The organism is Nocardioides sp. Leaf285 (assembly GCF_001422955.1).
GTDB classification, from domain to species: domain Bacteria; phylum Actinomycetota; class Actinomycetes; order Propionibacteriales; family Nocardioidaceae; genus Nocardioides; species Nocardioides kribbensis.
The window spans coordinates 531,503-551,461 of record NZ_LMNH01000001.1 but is presented as its reverse complement, the minus strand read 5'-3'; the positions used below and the strand labels follow the sequence as shown (position 1 = coordinate 551,461).

At 74.3% G+C, this 19,959-nt stretch carries 20 protein-coding genes; 4 read left to right on the top strand and 16 right to left on the bottom strand.

All coding sequences use genetic code 11. The features are described 5' to 3' along the window. Positions 1–5 precede the first annotated feature (5 nt). Positions 6–263 (top strand): HPr family phosphocarrier protein, encoded by a 258-nt coding sequence (locus tag ASF47_RS02605; RefSeq protein ID WP_056862421.1) that lies wholly within the window; start codon positions 6–8, stop codon positions 261–263. A gap of 97 nt (positions 264–360) precedes the next feature. Here the strand turns inward: ASF47_RS02605 and ASF47_RS02600 are convergent, their stop codons facing one another. The 8 genes from ASF47_RS02600 to rimP form a co-directional block, all read right to left on the bottom strand. Further along, positions 361–1,362, bottom strand: a complete 1,002-nt coding sequence (locus ASF47_RS02600; RefSeq protein ID WP_056862420.1) for a hypothetical protein — start codon at positions 1,360–1,362, stop codon at positions 361–363. Next, on the bottom strand, positions 1,362–2,294 hold the full coding sequence (locus ASF47_RS02595) for a bifunctional riboflavin kinase/FAD synthetase (RefSeq protein WP_056862915.1): 933 nt from the start codon (positions 2,292–2,294) through the stop codon (positions 1,362–1,364). Before ASF47_RS02595 ends, ASF47_RS02600 begins: the two co-directional genes overlap by 1 nt. A gap of 23 nt (positions 2,295–2,317) precedes the next feature. Then, a complete protein-coding gene (gene truB, locus ASF47_RS02590; RefSeq protein ID WP_056862419.1) occupies positions 2,318–3,235 on the bottom strand; it encodes a tRNA pseudouridine(55) synthase TruB in 918 nt (305 codons plus the stop codon). After that, the gene (gene rbfA / locus ASF47_RS02585; RefSeq protein WP_056862418.1) at positions 3,232–3,759 is read right to left on the bottom strand and encodes a 30S ribosome-binding factor RbfA; all 528 of its coding nucleotides are present in this window, start codon (positions 3,757–3,759) and stop codon (positions 3,232–3,234) included. Before rbfA ends, truB begins: the two co-directional genes overlap by 4 nt. A 142-nt stretch (positions 3,760–3,901) precedes the next feature. Continuing rightward, on the bottom strand, positions 3,902–6,793 hold the full coding sequence (gene infB, locus ASF47_RS02580; protein WP_056862417.1) for a translation initiation factor IF-2: 2,892 nt from the start codon (positions 6,791–6,793) through the stop codon (positions 3,902–3,904). A 90-nt stretch (positions 6,794–6,883) separates the two neighbouring features. Further along, positions 6,884–7,201 carry a YlxR family protein gene (locus tag ASF47_RS20505; protein WP_228941882.1) on the bottom strand — a complete coding sequence of 106 codons (318 nt, stop codon included), beginning with the start codon at positions 7,199–7,201 and terminating at the stop codon, positions 6,884–6,886. A 173-nt stretch (positions 7,202–7,374) separates the two neighbouring features. Then, positions 7,375–8,367 carry a transcription termination factor NusA gene (gene nusA / locus ASF47_RS02575; protein WP_056862416.1) on the bottom strand — a complete coding sequence of 331 codons (993 nt, stop codon included), beginning with the start codon at positions 8,365–8,367 and terminating at the stop codon, positions 7,375–7,377. Continuing rightward, complete coding sequence (gene rimP, locus ASF47_RS02570; protein ID WP_082499919.1) at positions 8,367–8,957, bottom strand: ribosome maturation factor RimP; 591 nt, start codon at positions 8,955–8,957, stop codon at positions 8,367–8,369. Before rimP ends, nusA begins: the two co-directional genes overlap by 1 nt. A gap of 160 nt (positions 8,958–9,117) precedes the next feature. Here rimP and ASF47_RS02565 point away from each other — a divergent pair, with 160 nt between their 5' ends. Both ASF47_RS02565 and ASF47_RS02560 read left to right on the top strand, forming a co-directional pair. Next, positions 9,118–9,705, top strand: a complete 588-nt coding sequence (locus ASF47_RS02565; protein ID WP_156697693.1) for a hypothetical protein — start codon at positions 9,118–9,120, stop codon at positions 9,703–9,705. Then, positions 9,702–10,187: a DUF4439 domain-containing protein gene (locus ASF47_RS02560; RefSeq protein WP_082499918.1), complete on the top strand. Its 486-nt coding sequence runs from the start codon at positions 9,702–9,704 to the stop codon at positions 10,185–10,187. Before ASF47_RS02565 ends, ASF47_RS02560 begins: the two co-directional genes overlap by 4 nt. Positions 10,188–10,628: 441 nt before the next feature. On the opposite strand, the gene ASF47_RS02555 is transcribed toward ASF47_RS02560, so the two are convergent. From ASF47_RS02555 to ASF47_RS02545, 3 genes are all read right to left on the bottom strand, one after another. After that, on the bottom strand, positions 10,629–11,588 hold the full coding sequence (locus tag ASF47_RS02555; RefSeq protein WP_235558592.1) for a zinc metalloprotease: 960 nt from the start codon (positions 11,586–11,588) through the stop codon (positions 10,629–10,631). Positions 11,589–11,764: 176 nt separating this feature from the next. Then, complete coding sequence (locus ASF47_RS02550) at positions 11,765–12,478, bottom strand: HAD family hydrolase (RefSeq protein WP_056862413.1); 714 nt, start codon at positions 12,476–12,478, stop codon at positions 11,765–11,767. A 14-nt stretch (positions 12,479–12,492) separates the two neighbouring features. Beyond that, on the bottom strand, positions 12,493–14,274 hold the full coding sequence (locus ASF47_RS02545; RefSeq protein WP_056862412.1) for a proline--tRNA ligase: 1,782 nt from the start codon (positions 14,272–14,274) through the stop codon (positions 12,493–12,495). A 145-nt stretch (positions 14,275–14,419) separates the two neighbouring features. Here ASF47_RS02545 and ASF47_RS02540 point away from each other — a divergent pair, with 145 nt between their 5' ends. Next, on the top strand, positions 14,420–15,457 hold the full coding sequence (locus ASF47_RS02540; protein WP_056862411.1) for a hypothetical protein: 1,038 nt from the start codon (positions 14,420–14,422) through the stop codon (positions 15,455–15,457). Between the two features lie 38 nt (positions 15,458–15,495). Here the strand turns inward: ASF47_RS02540 and ASF47_RS02535 are convergent, their stop codons facing one another. The 5 genes from ASF47_RS02535 to ASF47_RS02515 form a co-directional block, all read right to left on the bottom strand. After that, entirely contained in the window at positions 15,496–15,879 is a 384-nt protein-coding gene (locus ASF47_RS02535) for a DoxX family protein (RefSeq protein ID WP_235558591.1), read from the bottom strand. A gap of 42 nt (positions 15,880–15,921) precedes the next feature. Further along, positions 15,922–16,767, bottom strand: a complete 846-nt coding sequence (locus ASF47_RS02530; RefSeq protein WP_156697692.1) for a GNAT family N-acetyltransferase — start codon at positions 16,765–16,767, stop codon at positions 15,922–15,924. 95 nt (positions 16,768–16,862) lie between these two features. Continuing rightward, positions 16,863–17,438: an SHOCT domain-containing protein gene (locus ASF47_RS02525; protein ID WP_156697691.1), complete on the bottom strand. Its 576-nt coding sequence runs from the start codon at positions 17,436–17,438 to the stop codon at positions 16,863–16,865. A gap of 41 nt (positions 17,439–17,479) precedes the next feature. After that, positions 17,480–18,631: a flavodoxin-dependent (E)-4-hydroxy-3-methylbut-2-enyl-diphosphate synthase gene (gene ispG / locus ASF47_RS02520; RefSeq protein ID WP_056862409.1), complete on the bottom strand. Its 1,152-nt coding sequence runs from the start codon at positions 18,629–18,631 to the stop codon at positions 17,480–17,482. A gap of 355 nt (positions 18,632–18,986) precedes the next feature. Further along, positions 18,987–19,931 (bottom strand): hypothetical protein, encoded by a 945-nt coding sequence (locus tag ASF47_RS02515; protein ID WP_156697690.1) that lies wholly within the window; start codon positions 19,929–19,931, stop codon positions 18,987–18,989. Positions 19,932–19,959: the final 28 nt, after the last annotated feature.

Here is a 19,959-nt window from a genome sequence, read left to right as displayed (position 1 = left end):
GCACCATGCCCAGCAAGACCGTCACCGTCGGCTCCGCCGTCGGCCTGCACGCCCGCCCCGCCGCGATCATCTCCGAGGCGGCCGGTGAGCTCGACTCCGAGGTCATGCTCGCCGTCGAGGGCGAGGAGCCGGTCGAGGCCAGCTCCGCGCTGCTGATCATGACCCTGGGCGCCGGCAAGGGCGACTCGGTCACCGTCTCCGGTGACTCCGAGGCCGACGTCGAGGCCATCGCGGCCCTCGTCGAGAAGGACCTCGACGCCTGACGTCGTCCCACCCGCGCGGACGCAGCGGCCCGGCACCCTCCAGGGTGCCGGGCCGCGGCGCGTCCGGAGGCGTCGCGGCGACGCCGCCCGTCGACCCTCAGTCCGCCGCGCGGGCGCGCAGCGTGAGGTAGACCGCGCGCATCCCCACCGCCCGCTCGACGTGGCGGGTCACGCCGGAGAAGAACTGCTCGCGGTAGGTCTCGTCGGTGACCGCCGAGACCGTGAAGTAGAGACCGGAGAAGGCGGCGAGGAAGAGCGCGACCTTCACCAGCTCCACCGAGACGCTCGGCAGCCAGGTGAGGCTCGTGATGCTCTCGCGGGCGGTCCAGGCCAGCTGCACCTGCTCCCCCATGGCCAGGGAGCCGAAGAGCAGGAAGAAGGCGAAGACCATCGCCACCAGCAGCAGCACCTGCACGGCCTGGATGACCAGGAGGACGAGCACGAGGTTCCACCGCTCGAAGCCGGTGACCTCGGCGCGGGACGCAGGATCGGCCGTCGCGTCGGCGAGCAGCTCCTCGCAGGCGGCCTCCAGCGGTGTGCCCCGGCAGGCGCGTCGCAGGAACGCGTCGTCGACCGCGTCGTCGGCGCGGTCGACCTCCTCGGGCAGCCGCACCAGCAGGAAGGCCACGGCCAGGCCGCCGAGCAGCAGCACCAGCAGCCACAGCACGCCGGGGGCGAGGCTGGCCGAGAGCTGCCACACCTCGGCGTTGATGAAGAGGAAGGTCATGAAGAGCAGCAGCAGCGGCAGCGCCCGGGTGGCCATCGGCAGCAGCAGCCGCAGGCTGCCGAACGTCCGGCCCAGCGCCCAGGCGAGGATCGGGCGCAGCCGCAGCGCCGTGAGGGCGTACCAGCCGAGGGCCGCCAGCCCGAGCGAGACGAGCAGCGCCGGCGCCGCGCTGAGCTCACCCACCCACCAGGCCAGCAGCCCGCCCAGGGTGCCGGCCACGACCGCGACGACCAGCAGCAGGGGTGCGGTGCGCCCGGGCTTGAGGGCCTGGCGCGCCGCGGCCCGCTCGGAGGGCACGAAGTAGGTCAGGCCGTTGCGGGAGAACCAGGTCTCCGCGGCGGCGAGCTCGGTCCGGGTCGACGACTCCCCCATCAGCCGCGGAGCAGGTCGCGGGCCCGCGCGACGTCGTCGGCCATCTGCACCAGCAGCTCCTCGACCGAGGCGAAGGCGGTCATGCCGCGCAGGCGCTCGACGAAGGAGACCTCGACCTCGACGCCGTAGAGCTCGAGGTCGGTGCGGTCGAGCACGTAGCTCTCCACGCGCCGGTCGCGCTCCCCGGCGAAGGTCGGGTTGGTGCCGACGCTGATCGCGGCGGGCAGCGGGTCGCCCGTCGCGCCGACGCGGCGCAGCCAGCCGGCGTAGACGCCGTCGGCCGGGGCCGCGACGCTCGCGTCGATCGGCACGTTGGCCGTGGGGTAGCCGAGCTCGCGCCCGCGCTGGTCGCCCTGCACCACGAGGCCGCGCACGGCGTAGGGCCGACCGAGCGCCTCGGCCGCGCCGGCCACGTCGCCGGCGGCCAGGCACGTGCGGACGTAGGTCGACGACCACACCATCGGGCCGCCGTCGAGCGGGATGCCCTCGGCGGCGAAGTCGTGGCGCAGCCCCTCCTCGACCAGCGTGGTCACGTCGCCGGCGGCCTTGTGGCCGAAGCGAAAGTTGGCCCCGACCACGACGCTCGCGGCGTGCAGCGCGTCGACGAGGACCTTGACCACGAACTCCTCCGGCGTCCAGGCCGCCACGGCGCGGTCGAAGGGCAGGGCCAGCACGGCGTCGGCGCCGGCCTCGTCGAGCAGCGCGGCGCGCGCCTCCATCGTGGTGAGCGTCGTCGGCGCGTGCTCGGGACGCAGCACGGCCATCGGGTGCGGGTCGAAGGTGACCGCGACGACGGGGCGGTCGCCGGCGAGCGAGCGCGCCCTCGCCAGCACGCGACGGTGACCGAGGTGGACGCCGTCGAAGTTGCCGACCACCACGACCGAGCGCGGCTGGTCCGGGGGGACGTCGTCGAGGGAGCGCCAGATCTGCACGGTCAAACCCTAGACCCGGGCCCTCAGACGAAGACGGCGACCGCCCGGGCCCGGTCGTCGCGGGGCTCGTAGAGGGCCAGGAACTCCCCCGCCGGGTCGAAGAGGGCGGTGAGGCCGTCGAGCGCCAGGTCGAGCGGCCGCCCGATGCGCACGTCGCCGGCCTGACGCGCGTCGAGGTCGAGGGACGCGAACGCCGCGCGTGCGGCGGCGGCGACCGGCAGCAGTGCGCCGGGACCCTGCTCGGCCAGCTGCTCCAGGGTGGTGGCGACCGTGAGGTCGTAGGGCCCGACGGCCGTGCGGCGCAGCGCGGTGAGGTGGCCGCCCACGCCGAGCACGCGACCCGCGTCGCGGGCGATGGCGCGCACGTAGGTGCCGCTGGAGCAGCGCAGCGCGACGTCGACGTCGACCACGTCCGTGGTCGGGGACCCGCCGGCGCCGTCCCCCGTCACCGCACCGCCGGGCACCCGGCGCACGTCGAGGACCGTGAGCTCGTGCACCGTGACCGGCCGGGCGGCGAGCTGCACGTCCTCGCCGTCGCGCACGCGCTGGTAGGCGCGCTTGCCGTCCACCTTGATGGCCGAGACCGCGGTCGGCACCTGCTCGATGTCGCCCACGAAGCCCGCGAGGCTCTCGCGCACCGCCGCCTCGTCGAGGTGACCGGCCGGCGTGGTCGCGACGACCTCGCCCTCGGCGTCGTCGGTGGTCGTGGCGACCCCGAGGCGCACGGTGGCGGCGTAGGCCTTCTCGGTGAGCATGAGGTGGCCCAGCAGCCGGGTCGCCCGGTTGACGCCCAGCACGAGCACGCCGGTGGCCATCGGGTCGAGCGTGCCGGCGTGGCCGACCTTGCGCGTGCCGAGCGCCCGGCGCGCCCGGGACACCACGTCGTGCGACGTGATGCCGCCGGGCTTGTCGACGACCAGCAGGCCGGCGAGGTCGGTCACCGGAGCTCGTCGCCCCCGGTGTCGGGCTCCGCCGCCGAGGGTCCCTCCGCGACGGTCCCGGCCTCGTCGTCGGCCTCGTCGTCGGCCTCGTCGTCGGCCTCGCGGGGCTTCTTGTACGGGTCCTCCCCGCCGGCGTACGTCGCACCGCGCGCAGCGGCCACGGCCTCGTCCTGGGCCCGGGCACGCGCGAGGACCTCGTCGAGCTGCCGGGCGGTGTCGGGGAGCGCGTCGGCGACGAAGGTCAGCGTGGGCACGTGGCGCATGCCGAGCTGCTTGCCGACCTCCGAGCGGATCAGGCCCTTGGCCGACTCGAGCGCGGCGGCGGTGCCGGCCCGGGCGGCCTCGTCGTCGCCGTCGGCGCCGAGCACGGTGTAGAAGACCGTGGCCTGCTGGGTGTCGCCGGTGACGCGCACGTCGGTGACGGTGACGAAGCCGAGGCGCGGGTCCTTGACGCGACGCTCGAGCATCTCGGCGACGATGACCTGGATCCGGTCGGCGATCTTGCGGACTCGGGGGCTGCTCATGTTCTCACTCTCTCGCACGCCCGGCTGGGGCGCTGGCTGGCGGTGGCCTCGCGGACCGGCTGGACGACGGTCCGGGGCCTGGACCGACACCGAGCCGGCGCGACGACCCGGGTGGGGTCGTCGCGCCGGCTCGGAGGGTCGATCAGGAGCGCGGGATCTCGCGCATCTCGAAGGACTCCACGACATCGCCGATCTTGATGTCCTGGAAGTTGCGCAGCACCAGACCGCACTCGAAGCCCTCGCGGACCTCGGAGGCGTCGTCCTTCTCCCGGCGCAGGGAGGACAGGTCGAGGTTGTCGGCGACCACGGCGTTGTCGCGCAGCACGCGCGCCTTGGCGTTGCGTCGCACGACACCGCTGGTGATCATGCAGCCCGCGATGTTGCCGATCTTCGACGAGCGGAAGATCTCGCGGATCTCCGCCTGGCCGAGCACCGACTCCTCGTAGACCGGCTTGAGCATGCCCTTGAGGGCCGCCTCGATCTCCTCGATCGCCTGGTAGATGATCGAGTAGTAGCGGATCTCGACGCCTTCCTTGTCCGCCATCTCGGTCGCCTTGCCCTGGGGCCGGACGTTGAAGCCGATGATGATGGCGTCGGAGGCGGCGGCCAGGTCGACGTTGGTCTCGGTGATCGCACCGACACCGCGGTCGATGACCCGCAGGCTGACCTCGTCGCCCACGTCGATGTGCGACAGGGCGTCCTCGAGCGCCTCGACCGAGCCGGACACGTCGCCCTTGAGGATGAGGTTGAGCTCCTGGCTCTCGCCCTTCTCCATGGAGGCCATGAAGTCCTCGAGGGTGCGACGCACGCGGCGCTTGGCCTGCATGGCCGCCCGCTCACGCGACTCGCGCTTCTCGGCGATCTGGCGGGCCATCCGGTCGTCCTCGACGACGATGAAGTTCTGACCCGCGCCGGGGACGGCGGTCAGACCCAGCACCATCGCGGGGCGCGACGGGTCGGCCTCGGTGATGTTCTCGCCGTGCTCGTCGAGCATCGCCCGCACGCGGCCGTAGCCGGCGCCGGCGACGATCGAGTCGCCCACGCGCAGCGTGCCGCGCTGGACCAGCACCGTGGCGACCGGGCCGCGACCGCGGTCCAGGTGCGCCTCGACCACGAGGCCCTGCGCGTCCTGCGTGGGGTTGGCCCGCAGGTCGAGCGAGGCGTCGGCGGTGAGGACGACGGCCTCGAGGAGCTTGTCGAGGTTGAGCTCGGACTTGGCCGAGACGTCGACGAACATCGAGTCGCCGCCGTACTCCTCGGGCACGAGGCCGTACTCGGTGAGCTGGCCGCGGACCTTGGTCGGGTCGGCGTCGGGCTTGTCGATCTTGTTGACCGCGACCACGATCGGCACACCGGCGGCCTTGGCGTGGTTGAGCGCCTCGACCGTCTGCGGCATGACGCCGTCGTCGGCCGCGACCACGAGGATCGCGATGTCGGTCGCCTGGGCACCACGGGCACGCATGGCGGTGAACGCCTCGTGACCGGGGGTGTCGATGAAGGTGATGCGACGCTCGTCGCCGTCGACCTCCGCCGCGACCTGGTAGGCACCGATGTGCTGCGTGATGCCGCCGGCCTCCTTGGCCACGACGTTGGCGTTGCGCAGCGCGTCGAGCAGCTTGGTCTTTCCGTGGTCGACGTGACCCATGACGGTCACGACCGGCGGCCGGATGACCAGGTCGCTCTCGTCGCCCTCGTCCTCGCCGAACTCCAGGTCGAAGGACTCGAGCAGCTCGCGGTCCTCGTCCTCGGGGGAGACGACCTGGACGACGTAGTTGAGCTCCTCGCCGAGCAGCTCGAAGGTCTCGTCGTTGACCGACTCGGTGGCCGTGACCATCTCGCCGAGGCTGAAGAGCATCTGCACGAGGGAGGACACGTCGACGCCGATGCGCTCGGCGAAGTCGGTCAGCGAGGCGCCTCGGGGCAGCTTGACGGTCTCGCCGTCGCCCTTGCGGACGCGCACGCCGCCGATGGTCGGCGCCTGCATCGCCTCGAACTCCTGGCGACGCGCCCGCTTCGACTTGCGGCCACGACGCGAGGGGCCGCCGGGGCGACCGAAGGCACCCTGCGTCTGACCGCGCTGGCCGGGACGACCGCCGCCGGGACGACCGCCACCGGTGGGGCCGAAGCCGCCGGGACGACCCGGAGCACCGCCGCCGCCGGGACCACCGCGACCGGGGGCGCCGGGACGACCCGGAGCACCGCCGCGACCGGGGGCACCCGGGCGACCCGGAGCGCCGGGACGACCGCCCGGACCCTGGCCGAACGCGGCCGGGGACTTGGGCATCATCGCGGGGTTGGGACGGGGCATGCCCGAGCGACCCGGCGCACCGCCGTCGCGACCGGCCGGCGGACGCGGCGGACGCTGGTCACCGGCACTCGCGCCGCCACCGGCACCGCCGGGAGCGGGCGCGGCGGGACCGCGGTCGCCGCCCGGGGCCGGGGCGGAGGGCCGACGGCCCATGCCCTGGTTGGACGAGAAGGGGTTGTTGCCCGGGCGCGGCGCACCGGGGCGGCCGACCGGACGGGGTGCCGGCGACTTGGGGGCACCCGGAGCGGGGGCCGCCTTCGCGGCGGGAGCAGCCGGCGCAGCGGGGGTGGCCTTGGCCGCGGGTGCAGCCGGCGCCGTGGGGGCGGCCGGAGCCTCCGGAGCCGCGGGCGCCTGCTTGCGCGGGGCCGGCTTGGGGCCCGGGCGCGGGCCCGACGGGGCGGGCGCGCTCGGGGCGGCGGCGGCCGGCGCGGCGGCCGGGGGCGTCGACGCGGCCGGCTGGGCCGGAGCGGCGGGCGCCGGGGCGGCGGGCTTCGCCGCAGCGGCGGGGCCGGGCTTGGCGGCGGGGGCGCTGGGCGCGGGGGCGGCAGCGGGGCCGTCGCTCTTCAGCTGGGGTCCGACCTCCTTGCGGAAACGCATCTCCGCAGGGAGCTCGACGGTCGAGCTCGCCGACTTGACGAACTCCCCCATCTCCTTGAACTTCTCGAGAACGAACTTGCTCTCGACACCGAACTCCTTGGCGAGCTCGTGAACGCGGGTCTTGGCCACAATTCTCCTAATCGGCCCCTCGACCCGGTCGGGTGTCTACGAGAGGCGGTGGTGGTGGTGCAAACTCATCGGAAAGAACTCATCGAGTGCTCATGAGCTGCTGCTCCAGTCCTGGTCGTTCGATCCGGAAGTGGATCTGCTGGTCGATCGTGATCGGTCGTCGTGCTCGCGGGCTGCGACCCACTCCCCCACCGGCGCGCTGCCCGGGCCGTCGGTGAGCCGAAGGGCCCGCCCGAACGCCTTGCGTCGCACCGCGAGGTCGTAGCAACCGGTGGTGGGGTGCAGGTGTGCTCCCCGGCCGGGCGCGGTGCCGTCGGGATCGGGCACGACGACCGAGCGGCCGTGCGCGTCCGAGCCGGCGGTGACCCGCAACAACTCGCGCTTCGCGGCCCGGGTCCGACAACCCACGCAGGTCCGGACGGGGCCCTCGAGGGGCCGGTCGTCCGGGGAGGTGCGGGAGCTGTCTGGTCGAGCCACTGTGACGATCCTAGCCCGACACGCCCGACCTTTCCGAACCGGCGCCACGGTGCGGCGCCGCCGCAGCCCCCGACGGCACCGGGTCCGGCCGGTCGCCCGACCGGTCAGTCGCCCGGTCGCTCGGTCGGCGCCTCGTCGGAGCGGATGTCGATGCGCCACCCCGTCAGGCGGGCGGCCAGGCGGGCGTTCTGCCCCTCCTTGCCGATGGCCAGGGAGAGCTGGAAGTCGGGCACGACCACGCGCGCCGAGCGGGCGGCGAGGTCGACGATCTCCACCGAGGTGACCCGGGCCGGGGACAGGGCGCTCGCGACGAGGGTCGCGGGGTCCTCCGACCAGTCGACGATGTCGATCTTCTCGCCGTTCAGCTCGGCCATCACGCTGCGCACGCGCTGCCCCAAGGGCCCGATGCACGCCCCCTTGGGGTTGATGCCGGTGGTGCCGGGGCGGGCGTGCACGGCCATCTTCGTGCGGTGACCGGCCTCGCGCGCGATCGCGGCGATCTCGACCTGGCCGCTGGCGATCTCGGGCACCTCGAGGGCGAAGAGCTTCTTGACCAGGTTGGGGTGGCTGCGCGAGAGCGTGATCTGCGGGCCGCGCATGCCCTTGCGCACCGACACCACCAGGCACTTGATGCGGCTGCCGTGGGTGTACTGCTCACCCGGGACCCGCTCGCCCACCGGCAGCAGGGCCTCGAGCTTGCCCAGGTCGACCATCACGTCGTCGGGGTTGCGTCCCTGCTGGACGACCCCGGAGATGATGTCGCCCTCCTTGCCGGCGAACTCCCCGAAGCGGATGTCGTCCTCGGCGTCGCGCAGCCGCTGGAGCATGATCTGCTTGGCGGTCGTCGCCGCGATCCGGCCGAAGCCGGCCGGGGTGTCCTCGAACTCCCCGACCTTGACGCCGTCGTCGTCGAGCTCGGCGGCGAGCACCGTGACGTGGCCGCTCTTGCGGTCGAGCTCGACCCGCGCCTGCTCGCTGGCCCCCGGGGACTTGTGGTAGGCCGTGAGCAGGGCCTGCTCGATCGCCTCCACCAGCACCTCGAAGGAGATCTCCTTCTCGCGCTCCAGCATCCGCAGGATGCTCATGTCGATGTCCATCAGGCGTCCTCCCCCTCGTCGTCCCCGTGCTCGGCGTCGTGCTCGGCGTCGTGCTCGGCGTCGTGCTCGGTGTCGTCCTCGGCGTCCCCGGCCCCGTCGGGCTCCTCGGAGCCGGCCCGGCCGCCGCCCGGGCGGTTGAACTCCACCTGCACCAGCGCCTTGGCCACGTCGGTGTAGGTGACCAGCTGCTGCTGGCCCGCGACGTCGAGCGTCGCGGTCTCCTGGCCGGTGTCGGTGATGCGACCGGTCATGCTCGTGCCGTCGGCGAGGGTGACCTTGACCAGGCGGTCGGTGTTGCGGCGCCAGTGGCGCGGGAGCGTGAGCGGGCGGTCGACGCCGCGGGAGGTGACCTCGAGGGTGTAGGGGTGCTCGCCCATCACGTCGGACTCGTCGAGCACCCGGTTGACCTCACGGGTGGCCTCGGCGACGTCGTCGAGGGTGACCCCGCCGTCCTGGTCGACCGCGACCCGCAGGACCCGACGCTTGCCGGCGGGGGTGATCTCCACCGCCTCCACGTCGAGCCCGAGAGCGGCGAGGGGGCCGGTGAGCTCCGCCTCGATCCGCTCGCTGTCCTGTCGTGTGCTGCTCACGGGTCGCAGCCTCCCTCTTCTCTTGTGTGCACTGCCGTCCGGCCCACGGTGGAGACCCACCGGGTCGGGCGGTCCACGATAGCCCGTGGACCGACCCCTTCGCCCATCGCGGGCGACCGCGCGGCCACGGCCCGGCACCGGGTCGCGCTAGGGTCGTGCGGTGCCTGCGCCGCTCCGTCGAACCACCACCGGACCGGCCGCGTCGGCCGGTGCGTCGCGGCGCTCGGTGCTGACCGGCCTCGCCGGCGCCGCCGTGGTCCTGCCGGCGGTCGGCGGGTGCAGCGGCGGCGAGCCGAGCCGCACGGCCCCGGCCCCGGCCGGCTCGGGCGCAGCCGGCACCGCCCGGGAGCAGGACGCGTCCACCCCCGGCGCCGACGACGACCTCGTGACGACGGTCGTCGCCGACCTCGCCGCCGCCCGCGCCCTCGCGGAGAGGACCGTGCGCCGCCACCCGGGCCTGCGCTCGGCGCTGCGCCCCGTGGCGGGACTGCACACGACCCACCTCGACCTGCTCGGAGGTGCGCCCGCCGACGACGGGCCCCGGGACGACTCCCCCGTGGCCCCCGGGGCGGGTGCGGCGCTGCTCGGCGTACGACGGGGCGAGGAGCGGCTGGTGCGGCGGCTGACGACCTGGGCCGTGGCGGCCGAGAGCGGCGAGCTGGCCCAGGCGCTGGCGGCGATGGCGGCGGGCACCGCGCAGCGCCTGGCCGTCCTCCCGGCGACGCCGCCTCGCGGGGGTGCGGCATGAGCGGCTCCGCGACCTCCGACGCCACGGCGCAGGACGGCACCGGCCGCGCCGCGCTCGTCACGGCGCTGCAGACCACGCTCGAGGGCGAGCACGCGGCCCTCTACGTCCTCGGAGTGCTCGGCGCCCGCACCTCCGCGTCGGCCTCCCCCGAGCTCTACGCGCGCCTCCAGGGGCTCTACGCCGCACACCGTGCGCGTCGCGACGACCTCAGCGGCACCCTGCTCTCCCTCGGCGAGGACCCGGTCGGGGCCGCGGTCGCCTACGACGTGCCCGGGCCGGCCGCCGGGGTGGCCGCGCAGGGGGCCGGCCCGGTCGTCGACACCGCCCGCGGCGTCGAGGCACGGTGCGCGCGGGCCTACGCCGTGCTCGTCGGGAGCAGCACCGGGGCGCGACGCCGGTGGGCCGTCGACGCGCTGCGCGTCACGGCGGTGGGGCTGCTGGACCTGGGGGGCTCGCCGGAGGCGCTGCCCGGCACCGCCTGAGCCGCCGGCCGCAGGACCACGCGCAGGCCCCGGGCCGCCGCGGCTGACCGCCCGACGGAGCCTGCCGCCCCGTCGACAGCCCCCGGAAATGCGACGATCCGCGAACTCGCGTCGTCGAGGAAGTCCCGAGATCTCCCCCGAGGACGCGAGTCCGCGGACCGTCGTGGCCGGGGACGTGGCCGGTGCTCACGCGGATCGGTGTGGGTCCGTCCCGCGCTACGTGCAGAATCATGCAACGCCCCGCCGGAGCGCCGCGAGCCGCGCGGTTCCTCAGGAAGTTGCATTGCACAAACCTGCAGAACGGCAGGTCCGTGCAAGCGGCACCTACCTGCCACATGCACGCACGGCCCGTCCCGCGGTGCGGGACGGGCCGTGCGTGAGGCCGTGCGTGCGAGGCCGTACGTGTGGGGCCGAGGGCGGGCCCCGGCGGACCGGTGTGGATCAGCCGCGGTAGGCGGTCCACATCTGCTGGCTGCGGGTCGCCTGGCCCGCGGTGAACATGGTGTAGCAGGAGTCGTAGCTGTAGTCCATGAAGTTGTGGATGGGGTCGAGGCCCGGCAGCGTGCAGGAGTCGCGACCCTCGGGGCAGCCCGTGGTCGAGCTCGACTGCGCGGGGGTGTCGCCCACCTCGTCGTTGGTGCTCGTGCAGCCGCCCTGGAAGGTGTGGTAGAGCCCGAACCAGTGACCGGCCTCGTGGGTGGCGGTCTCGCCGAGGTTGTAGTTGGCGGCCGCACCGCCCGGCAGCGAGGTGTACTGCACGCGGATGCCGTCGATGCCGGGGTTGCGCTTGTAGTCCCACGGGAAGGTCGCGATGCCGAGGTAGTCGAAGTCGACCAGCCAGATGTTCAGCGCGTTGGCCCCGCCCTGGCGGGTCTGCTTGCGGTAGGTGGCGCTCTGCTTGTCCTGGTGCCACTGGGTGTTGTTGAAGCGGTCGACTCCGGCGAGGGTGAACTGGAAGCCGGTGTCGGCGGCCTCGGCGGACTTGCCGCCGCTGAAGCTGGTGTTCATGACCGCGATCTGCTGGGCGATCTGGCTGTCGGTGACGTCGCCCCCGCCGTTGGCGTCGCGCATGACGTGGACGTAGACGGGCACGGTCGCACCGACCGCGCGGATGCCGGGGCGGCGCTCCTGCTCGAGGCTCTCCTGCTCCAGGCGGCGCTGGAAGTCGCGCTCGATCCGCTCCTGCTCGAGGGTGTCGATCGCCCGGTGGTCGCGCACGTGCTTGCCGCCGCGGGCGGCGGCCGCCTCGTCGTGGGCGTGGGCGTCGGCGACGACGCAGTCGCGCGAGACGTCGCCGGTGGTCATGGCCTGGGCCGGCGCGAGCGAGCCGAGGGCCAGGGTGGTGAGGAGGAGCGCGCCCGGGCCGAGGACGGCGGCGGAGCGGCGGAGCTGGAGCGTCATGCCCATGGAGTGGGGATCCTTCGTGCGGGCCGCCGTTCGTCGCGGCCAGGTGGGCTGATCCTGCAATAGAACGACCGGGCGCAGAGGCCTCACGACGCTGCACGTTCGTGCAATGCAGGAACGTGCAGGAGATCGTGCAGCGCGTCGCCCCGGCGCACGACGCGGTGGCGCCGGGGTCAGGCCCAGCCGCGCACGACGTCGAGCACCCCGCCGATGCTCGACACCACCGCGTCGGGCACGCCCTCGGTGTGGCCGCGCTGCTCGTCGGGGATGGTGCTGTGCGGCACGTGGACGGCGCGCAGACCGGCCTGCTGGGCGCCCCACACGTCGTCGAAGAGCCGGTCGCCGACGTAGACGCACCGGGCGGGGTCGCTGGCCCCGACGGCGTCCATCGCGGCCCGGAAGGCGTGGCGGGACGGCTTGGTCCAGGCGATCTCCGAGGTGTAGACGTCGCCGTCGAGCAGGTCGAGCACGCCGTCGCGCTCGAAGAAGCCGCGGTGCCAGGCGCGCGGCCAGATCGTGTTGGAGAGCACCCCGACGAGGATCCCGTCGGCGCGCAGCGCCTCGAACAGCGGTCGGACCTCGGGGTCGGTGGCGGTGTGGGGCTCCCAGAAGGCGCGGTAGGCCTCGAGGAGCTCGGGGTCGTGGGCCAGGCCGGCCTCGTCGAAGAGGTCGGCCACGGTGGCGCTGCGCTGGTGGTCGCGGCTGCGGCCCCACACCACGCCGCCGGCCTCGTGCAGGCGCGCGGCGTGGACGTCGTCGCCGTGCTCCGACTCCACCACCGCCCGCGCGAGGGCCAGCGACTCGGCGTGGAAGTCGACGTCGTGCCACCGCGTCAGCGTGCCGCCCCAGTCGAAGAGGACCGCCTCGACGCCGCCTGCCCCGCCCATCGCGCCTGCTCCCCTCAGGCGCGGACGAGCCGCACGAGGTGGTCGACGACGTGGTCGGCGACGACGTCCTCCCGCTCGCCGGAGGCGCGGTCGCGCACCTCCACCGTGCCGGTCTCGGCCAGGCTCTTGCCGACGACCACGACGGTCGGCACGCCGATCAGCTCGGCGTCCTTGAACTTCACGCCGGGGCTGACCTTGCCGGTGCGGTCGTCGTAGAGCACGTCGAGCCCCTGGCCCGACAGCTCGTGGGCGATGCGCTCGGCCGCGGCGAGGACCGCCTCGTCCTTGCCGGCCGCGACCAGGTGGACGTCGGCGGGCGCGACGTTGCGCGGCCAGGACAGCCCGCTCCCGTCGAGGGTGCCCTCGGCGATCGCGGCCACCGCGCGGGTGCACCCGATGCCGTAGGAGCCCATCGTGACCGTGACCAGCTTGCCGTTCTCGTCGAGCACCTTGAGGTCGAGCGCGTCGGCGTACTTGCGACCGAGCTGGAAGATGTGGCCCATCTCGATGCCGCGCGCGGTCTCCAGCACGCCGCCGTCGGTGCCGCCGCAGGCGGGGCACAGGTCGCCGTCGCGCACCTCGGCGGCCTCGATGGTGCCGTCGGCGGTGAAGTCGCGGCCGGCCACGAGGTCGAGCACGTGGCTGCCGTCGACGTCGGCGCCGGTGACCCAGCGGGTGCCGTCGACGACGCGGGGGTCGAGGACGTAGCGGATGCCGGAGGCGCTCTCCTCGCCCAGCACGCCGGGGCCGATGTAGCCCTTGACCAGCGCGGGGTGGGCGGCGAACTCGGCCTCGCCGAAGGGCTCGACCTCGATCGGCTCGAGCTGGCCCTCGAGCCGCTTCTGGTCGACCTCGCGGTCGCCGGGCAGGCCGATGGCGAGCGGCTCGCGCGTGCCGTCGGGGTGCTTGAGCACCACCAGCACGTTCTTCAGGGTGTCGGCGGCGTGCCAGGGGCGGTCCTCGCGGGGGAACGCCTCGTCGAGGTGGGCCACCAGCGAGTCGATGGTGGGGGTGCCGGGGGTGGCCTCGGCGTGCGCGGCGGGCGCGTCCTCCCAGCCGGAGGCGGGCGGGGTCAGGACCTCGACGGCCTCGACGTTGGCGGCGTAGTCGCAGCGGGTGCAGCGCACGTAGGTGTCCTCCCCCACGTCGGCCTTGGCCAGGAACTCCTCCGAGCGGGAGCCGCCCATCGCGCCCGAGGTGGCCTTGACCACGACGTACTCGAAGCCGAGACGGTCGAAGATGCGCACGTAGGCGTCGCGGTGGGCCTGGTAGCTGGCGTCGAGGCCGGCGTCGTCGACGTCGAAGGAGTAGGAGTCCTTCATCGTGAACTCGCGTCCGCGCAGGAGCCCCGCGCGGGGACGGGCCTCGTCGCGGTACTTGGTCTGGATCTGGTAGATCGAGAGGGGCAGGTCCTTGTAGGAGGAGTACAGGTCCTTGACGACGAGGGTGAACATCTCCTCGTGCGTCGGGCCGAGCAGGTAGTCGGCGCCCTTGCGGTCCTTCAGGCGGAAGATGCCGTCGCCGTACTCGGTCCAGCGGTTGGTGGCCTCGTAGGGCTCCCGGGGCAGCAGTGCGGGGAAGCTGAGCTCCTGGGCGCCGATGGCGTCCATCTCTTCGCGCACGATGGCCTCGACCTTGCGCAGCACCTTCAGGCCCAGCGGCAGCCAGGAGTAGATGCCGGGCGCGGCGCGACGGATGTAGCCCGCGCGCACCAGCAGGCGGTGGCTGGGCACCTCTGCGTCGGCGGGATCGTCCCTCAGGGTGCGCACGAACAGGGTCGACATCCGCAGGATCATGGGCTCAGCGTAGGGGTGGTGCCGCCGACGGCACGAACCAGTTACCCGCTCCCCGCGGGAGCGGGCACAACCGATCACGCCGGGCGCGCGTCTCCCCCAGGAGCCCGGACCCGCCGGGCCACCAGCCCGGGCGGACCGACCACCCATGGACCGCACCCGCACCCGCACCCGACGACTCCCCTCCGCGCTCGCCGCGGCAGCCGCGGTGGCCGCCCTGGCCGCCCTGTCGTGCTCGACCCTCGTCGGGCCGGGCGCCGGCGCGGCGGCCGCCGAGGCGGCGACGCAGATCGCGCCCGGCTCGCTGACCCGTGGCGCCGACCCGGCGGTGCCCGTGCTCGCGGGACGCACGATCACCGACGGTGAGCGCACCGTCCGCGTGCCCGGCCGCTCCCCCTCCCTGCTCGGGGCCTCCGGCGACGGGTACGTCGTCACCACCGAGCTCGACGGTCGCCGGCCGGTGCTGCTGCTCGACGGGTCGGGGCGCCGCACCCTCGTCGACGACCTCGGCACCGACGACGCGCGGCTGGCCTCCGACGGCTCCGTCGTCGTCCTCACCCGCTACCGGTTCGCCGCGCAGAGGTCACGGGTGCGGGTCCTCGACGTCGCCACCGCGTCGATCGGGCAGCGCCGAGGGTTCGAGGGCTTCGCGAACGTCCTCGACGCCGACGCCACCCGGGTCGTCGTCTCCACCTTCCCTCCCCGCGCCACGATGCTCTGGGACCTGTCCGCGGACCGGGTCGAGCTCGTCGGCCGGCAGCCGGGCTACGCCGCCTCGCTCGCCGACGACCGGCTCGCGGTCTACACCGGCGACCCCTACCGGGGCGGGTGCAGCCGCGTCGTGCGGCTGCAGGACCCCTCGCGGACGCTGTGGCGCTCGTGCGAGGAGCGGGTGACGGCCTTCGCCCCGGGCGGTGAGCGCCTCGCCACGGTCGGTCTGCTGGCCGACGGCCGCGGCCCGCAGGACGTGTGGGCGCGCGGCACCGACGGCACCCTGCTGCAGCACTACACCGTGGCCGGCTGGTTCGGGCTCGTGCAGTGGGAGGACACGACCGGGCTGCTGCTCGACAGCCACGGGGTGAGCCGAGCGGCTCTCGTGCGCTGCGACACCGACGCCACAGCCGGCGCCACCGACGCAGGGTGCGAGCGCGCCGGGGACCTGAGAGCGGTGACCGCAGGGCCCTGACGTACGTCGATCCGGCCGGTCCGGTCGGGCCGCGCGGCTCAGGCGCCGCGGGCGACCTTGAGCGCCACCCGCACCAGCTCGGCCTGCAGCGGCAGCCGGGCCAGCGTGCCGGCGCGCAGCACCGCGCTGCTGCTGCGGCGTGCGTCGGCGGCCATCTTCACGTTGCCCGGGAAGACCCCGACCAGGAGCGCGGCGCTGGCCCAGCCGGCGGCGCGGCGCGTCGCCGGCACCGCCATGCCCGCGGCGCACGCCAGCTCGGCGACGCCACTGCCCCGGATGACCTCGCGGTGGGCCGGCACCCACGCGGGCATCAGCGGCTCGAAGGTCTGCGGTCGCACGAGGTGCACCACACCGCTGGTGACGAAGGCCCCGGCGAGGAGCTTGGCGGCGAGGGGCAGCGGAGCGGCGGTGGGTGCGGGCACGGCCCGAGGCTAGTGGGCCGCCGGGGCGGAGAGCGGGCCGGCTCAGAACATGACGGTCGAGAAGCGCGCGGTCTCCTCGAAGCCGACCGCGGCGTAGGTCCTCCGGGCGGGCTCGTTCCACTCGTTGACGTAGAGCGAGACCGTCGGGGCGATCTCGGCGCGCACCAGCTCGGCGACCGCCGCCATGCCCGCGACGGCCAGCCCCTCGCCGCGACGGTCGGCGGGCACCCAGACGCCCTGCACCTGCGCGGCGTGGGGCGAGGCGCAGGCGACCTCGGCCTTGAAGACGAGCCGGCCGTCGTCGAAGCGGGCGAAGGACCAGCCCCGGCTCACCAGCTGCGTGACCCGGGCGCGGTAGAGCTCCGCACCGCCGCCCTGCTCGGGGGAGACGCCCACCTCCTCGGTGTACATCGCCACGCACGCGGGGTAGAGCTCGCCCATGTCGGCGCGCGTCGTGCGCCGTACGCCCGGGTCGGGGGCGACGTCGGGGGTGCGGGCGAGCTCGAGGTGGGGCTGGCGCCACCGGGTCTCGCGGGGCCGGCCCCACGACGAGGCGAGGTGACCCCACAGCACCTCGACGGCCTCGTGGGGGCCCACGATGGTCGACACGCTGCGGCCGCGCGTCAGCGCGCGCTCCGCGAAGGCGCGGGCGTCGTCGGCGGTGGCGCCGATCGGCACCAGGTTGGCGCCGACGTGGCACGCGGCGACGAGGCGACCGTCGACGAAGCGGCCCCACACCTCCCCGCCCAGCCAGCGCGGCTCCAGGTTGGTCGTGCGCGCCCGGTAGTCGGCGAAGACGTTGACCACGGGGTCGAGCTCGACGAGCGCGAGGAACTCGTGGAGGTCGGCCGCCCCCAAGGGGCGCACGCCGTGGCGGGTCGTCAGCACGCCTGGAGCCTACGACCACCGGCCCTCCGGGGTGTCACCCCGACGAGGGGCGGGCGGGACCGGGACGCGCGACGCGACGGCGGCGCGCGGACCACTCAGAGGTCGTCGAGGACGACACGGCGACGCGCGTCGTACTCCTCGTCGGTGATGAGGCCCTGCTCGCGCAGGTCGAGGAGGGTCCGCAGGCGGGCGGCGACGGAGGGCGGGTCCGACGCCGGGGGGACGGCGGCAGCCGGACCGGCCGGGCCGGCCGGAGCGCTGCCGCGCAGGCTGGCCGCGAGGTAGGTCGCCTCGAGCCCGTCGTCGCTGCCCAGCGCCATCAGCGAGGCGTCGCGCTCGCTCATGCCGGACTCGCGCGCCATGCGACGCGCCACCGAGACCCGCCACAGCGCGGCGACGAGGCCGGCGACCAGGCCGAGCACCACGAGCGCGGCCACCAGGCCCGCGGCACCGCTGGCTCCCCCGGACTCGGTGAACGGGCTGTCGGGGTAGGTGGCCACCCACCCTCCGTCGGAGCGGGTGCAGGTGGGGAGCTGGCCCTCGGCGTTCATCCGGGCGCACTTGTCCGGCAATCGACCCGACCCATCGGCGGCGACCGCGGGGCGCGGGAGCACACCCAGCAGCAACGACACCGACCCGAGCGCGGCCCCGAGCCGCCAGACCCTCGTCATGGCCGACACTCTAGGGCGCTCGCACGCCCTGTGGGCGGGACTCAGCCGACGCTGACCTCGGCGGCGGCGCCGTCGACGGCCTCCATGCCCTCGGCGATGCGCATGGCCTCCTCGATGAGGGTCTCCACGATCTGCGACTCCGGCACGGTCTTGATGACCTCGCCCTTGACGAAGATCTGGCCCTTGCCGTTGCCGGAGGCGACGCCGAGGTCGGCCTCGCGCGCCTCGCCCGGGCCGTTGACGACACAGCCCATGACGGCGACGCGCAGCGGCACCTCCATGCCCTCGAGACCGGCGGTGACCTCCTCGGCGAGCTTGTAGACGTCGACCTGGGCGCGGCCACAGCTGGGGCACGAGACGATCTCGAGCTTGCGCGGGCGCAGGTTGAGCGACTGCAGGATCTGGATGCCGACCTTGACCTCCTCGACCGGCGGGGCCGAGAGCGAGACGCGGATCGTGTCGCCGATGCCCTGGCTCAGCAGGGCCCCGAAGGCGGTGGCCGACTTGATGGTGCCCTGGAAGGCCGGGCCGGCCTCGGTGACCCCGAGGTGCAGCGGCCAGTCACCGGCCTCGGCGAGCAGCTCGTAGGCGCGGACCATCACGACGGGGTCGTTGTGCTTCACCGAGATCTTGAAGTCGTGGAAGTCGTGCTCCTCGAAGAGGCTGGCCTCCCACACCGCCGACTCCACGAGGGCCTCGGGCGTGGCCTTGCCGTACTTGTCCATGATGCGCTTGTCGAGGGAGCCCGCGTTGACGCCGATGCGGATGCTCGTGCCGCGGTCCTTGGCGGCCCGGGCGATCTCCTTGACCTGGTCGTCGAACTTGCGGATGTTGCCGGGGTTGACGCGCACCGCGGCGCAGCCGGCGTCGATCGCGGCGAAGACGTACTTGGGCTGGAAGTGGATGTCGGCGATGACCGGGATCTGCGACTTCTGCGCGATCGCGGGCAGGGCCTCGGCGTCGTCCTGGCTCGGGCAGGCCACCCGCACGATGTCGCAGCCGGTCGCGGTGAGCTCGGCGATCTGCTGCAGCGTGGAGTTGATGTCGGACGTCAGCGTCGTGGTCATCGACTGCACCGAGACCGGCGAGTCGCTGCCGACCCCCACCGAGCCGACCTTGATCTGGCGGGTGGGGCGGCGCGGGGCGAGCACGGGCGGCGGGGCCGACGGCATCCCCAGGTTGATCTCGGTCATGCCCCCAGGCTACTGCGCACCCCGCAGGGGCCCAGTACGGCGTGGTGGGCCGCGGTGAGGGGTGCGGGGAGGGGTGCCGGGAGGGTGTCGTCACGAGCCGGTCGGCGCGTCATGCGCATCGTGGATGCGCATCCACCGAGCGCATGACGTCCGGGTGCCGGTCGACGGGCCCGGTCGGCACGTCATACGAGACGTGGATGCGCATCCACCCAACGCATGACGTCCCGGCGCGGGTCGACGGGCCCGGTCGGCACGTCATACGAGACGTGGATGCGCATCCACCCAGCGCATGACACCCGGGGCACACGGGCCCCCGATCGGGCCGCGCCGAGGCGCGGAGGCGTCCTGGTCCTGTTCAGGCCGCGGGAGCCCCCCAGCCGGCGCGCACGAGAGCGGCCCGGATCTGCTCGAAGAACTCGTCCGGCCGCAGGCGCAGGCCCAGCAGCGGCAGCCGCAGGACGGTGGCGTCGCCGAGCGCGAGCGCGTTCTGCCGGAGGGCGTCACTCACCACCTCCTCGGCCCAGGTGTGGTGGATGCCGTCGACCTCGACCACGAGCCGCCAGTCGGGCCAGTAGAGGTCGCGGTAGAAGCGGCCGGACGGGCCGCGACGCAGGACCTGGCGCTGCGGAGCAGGCATGCCCCGGCGCGCCAGCTCGCGGGCGACGTCCATCTCGCCCAGCGACCGTGCCCCGTCAAGCAGCTCGTTGACCACCTCGTGCACGAGCAGTCGTCGGCGGTCGCGACGTACGCGCAGCGCTTGCGCGGCCAGCATCTCGGGCGTGGCCAGACCCTGCTGGACCGTCGCGCTGAGCAGGTGGACGGCCTGCTTCTCGCTGGCCGCCCAGAGAGCGGCACGGATGGCGGCGACCTCCGGTCTCACGCGCGGAGGGCCGGAGGCGACGACGGTGTCGCCGGCGGCCCAGCGACGGGTCTGGCGGATGTCGTAGGACGGCGTGCGCCGCACGCGTGCGCCGCGCGGCACCGAGACCCGGACGCGCGAGGGCTCGAAGCGCTCCAGTCCGCCGGCCACCAGCGCGCTCGATGCGTCTAGCACGGCGCGAGGGCCTCCCTGGAAGACCGCAGCCCAGTGATGGGCCTGCTGCGACAGCTCGCCGGTGTGCAGGCACACCGACTGGTCGCCGACGCGCTGCCACCGGCGGGCCCGCAGCTGGCCGGTCACCTGCCACCGGGTCACGCCCGCGGCGTAGAGCTGGCGGCGCGAGACCACGCCGTGCTGCTGTCGGGCGAGGCGTCGGACCCGGCGAGCAGCGAGGGAGTCGTCAGGGAGGGGCTTGGGCATGCCGCCAGCCTCGGCCGTCGAGCCGGTC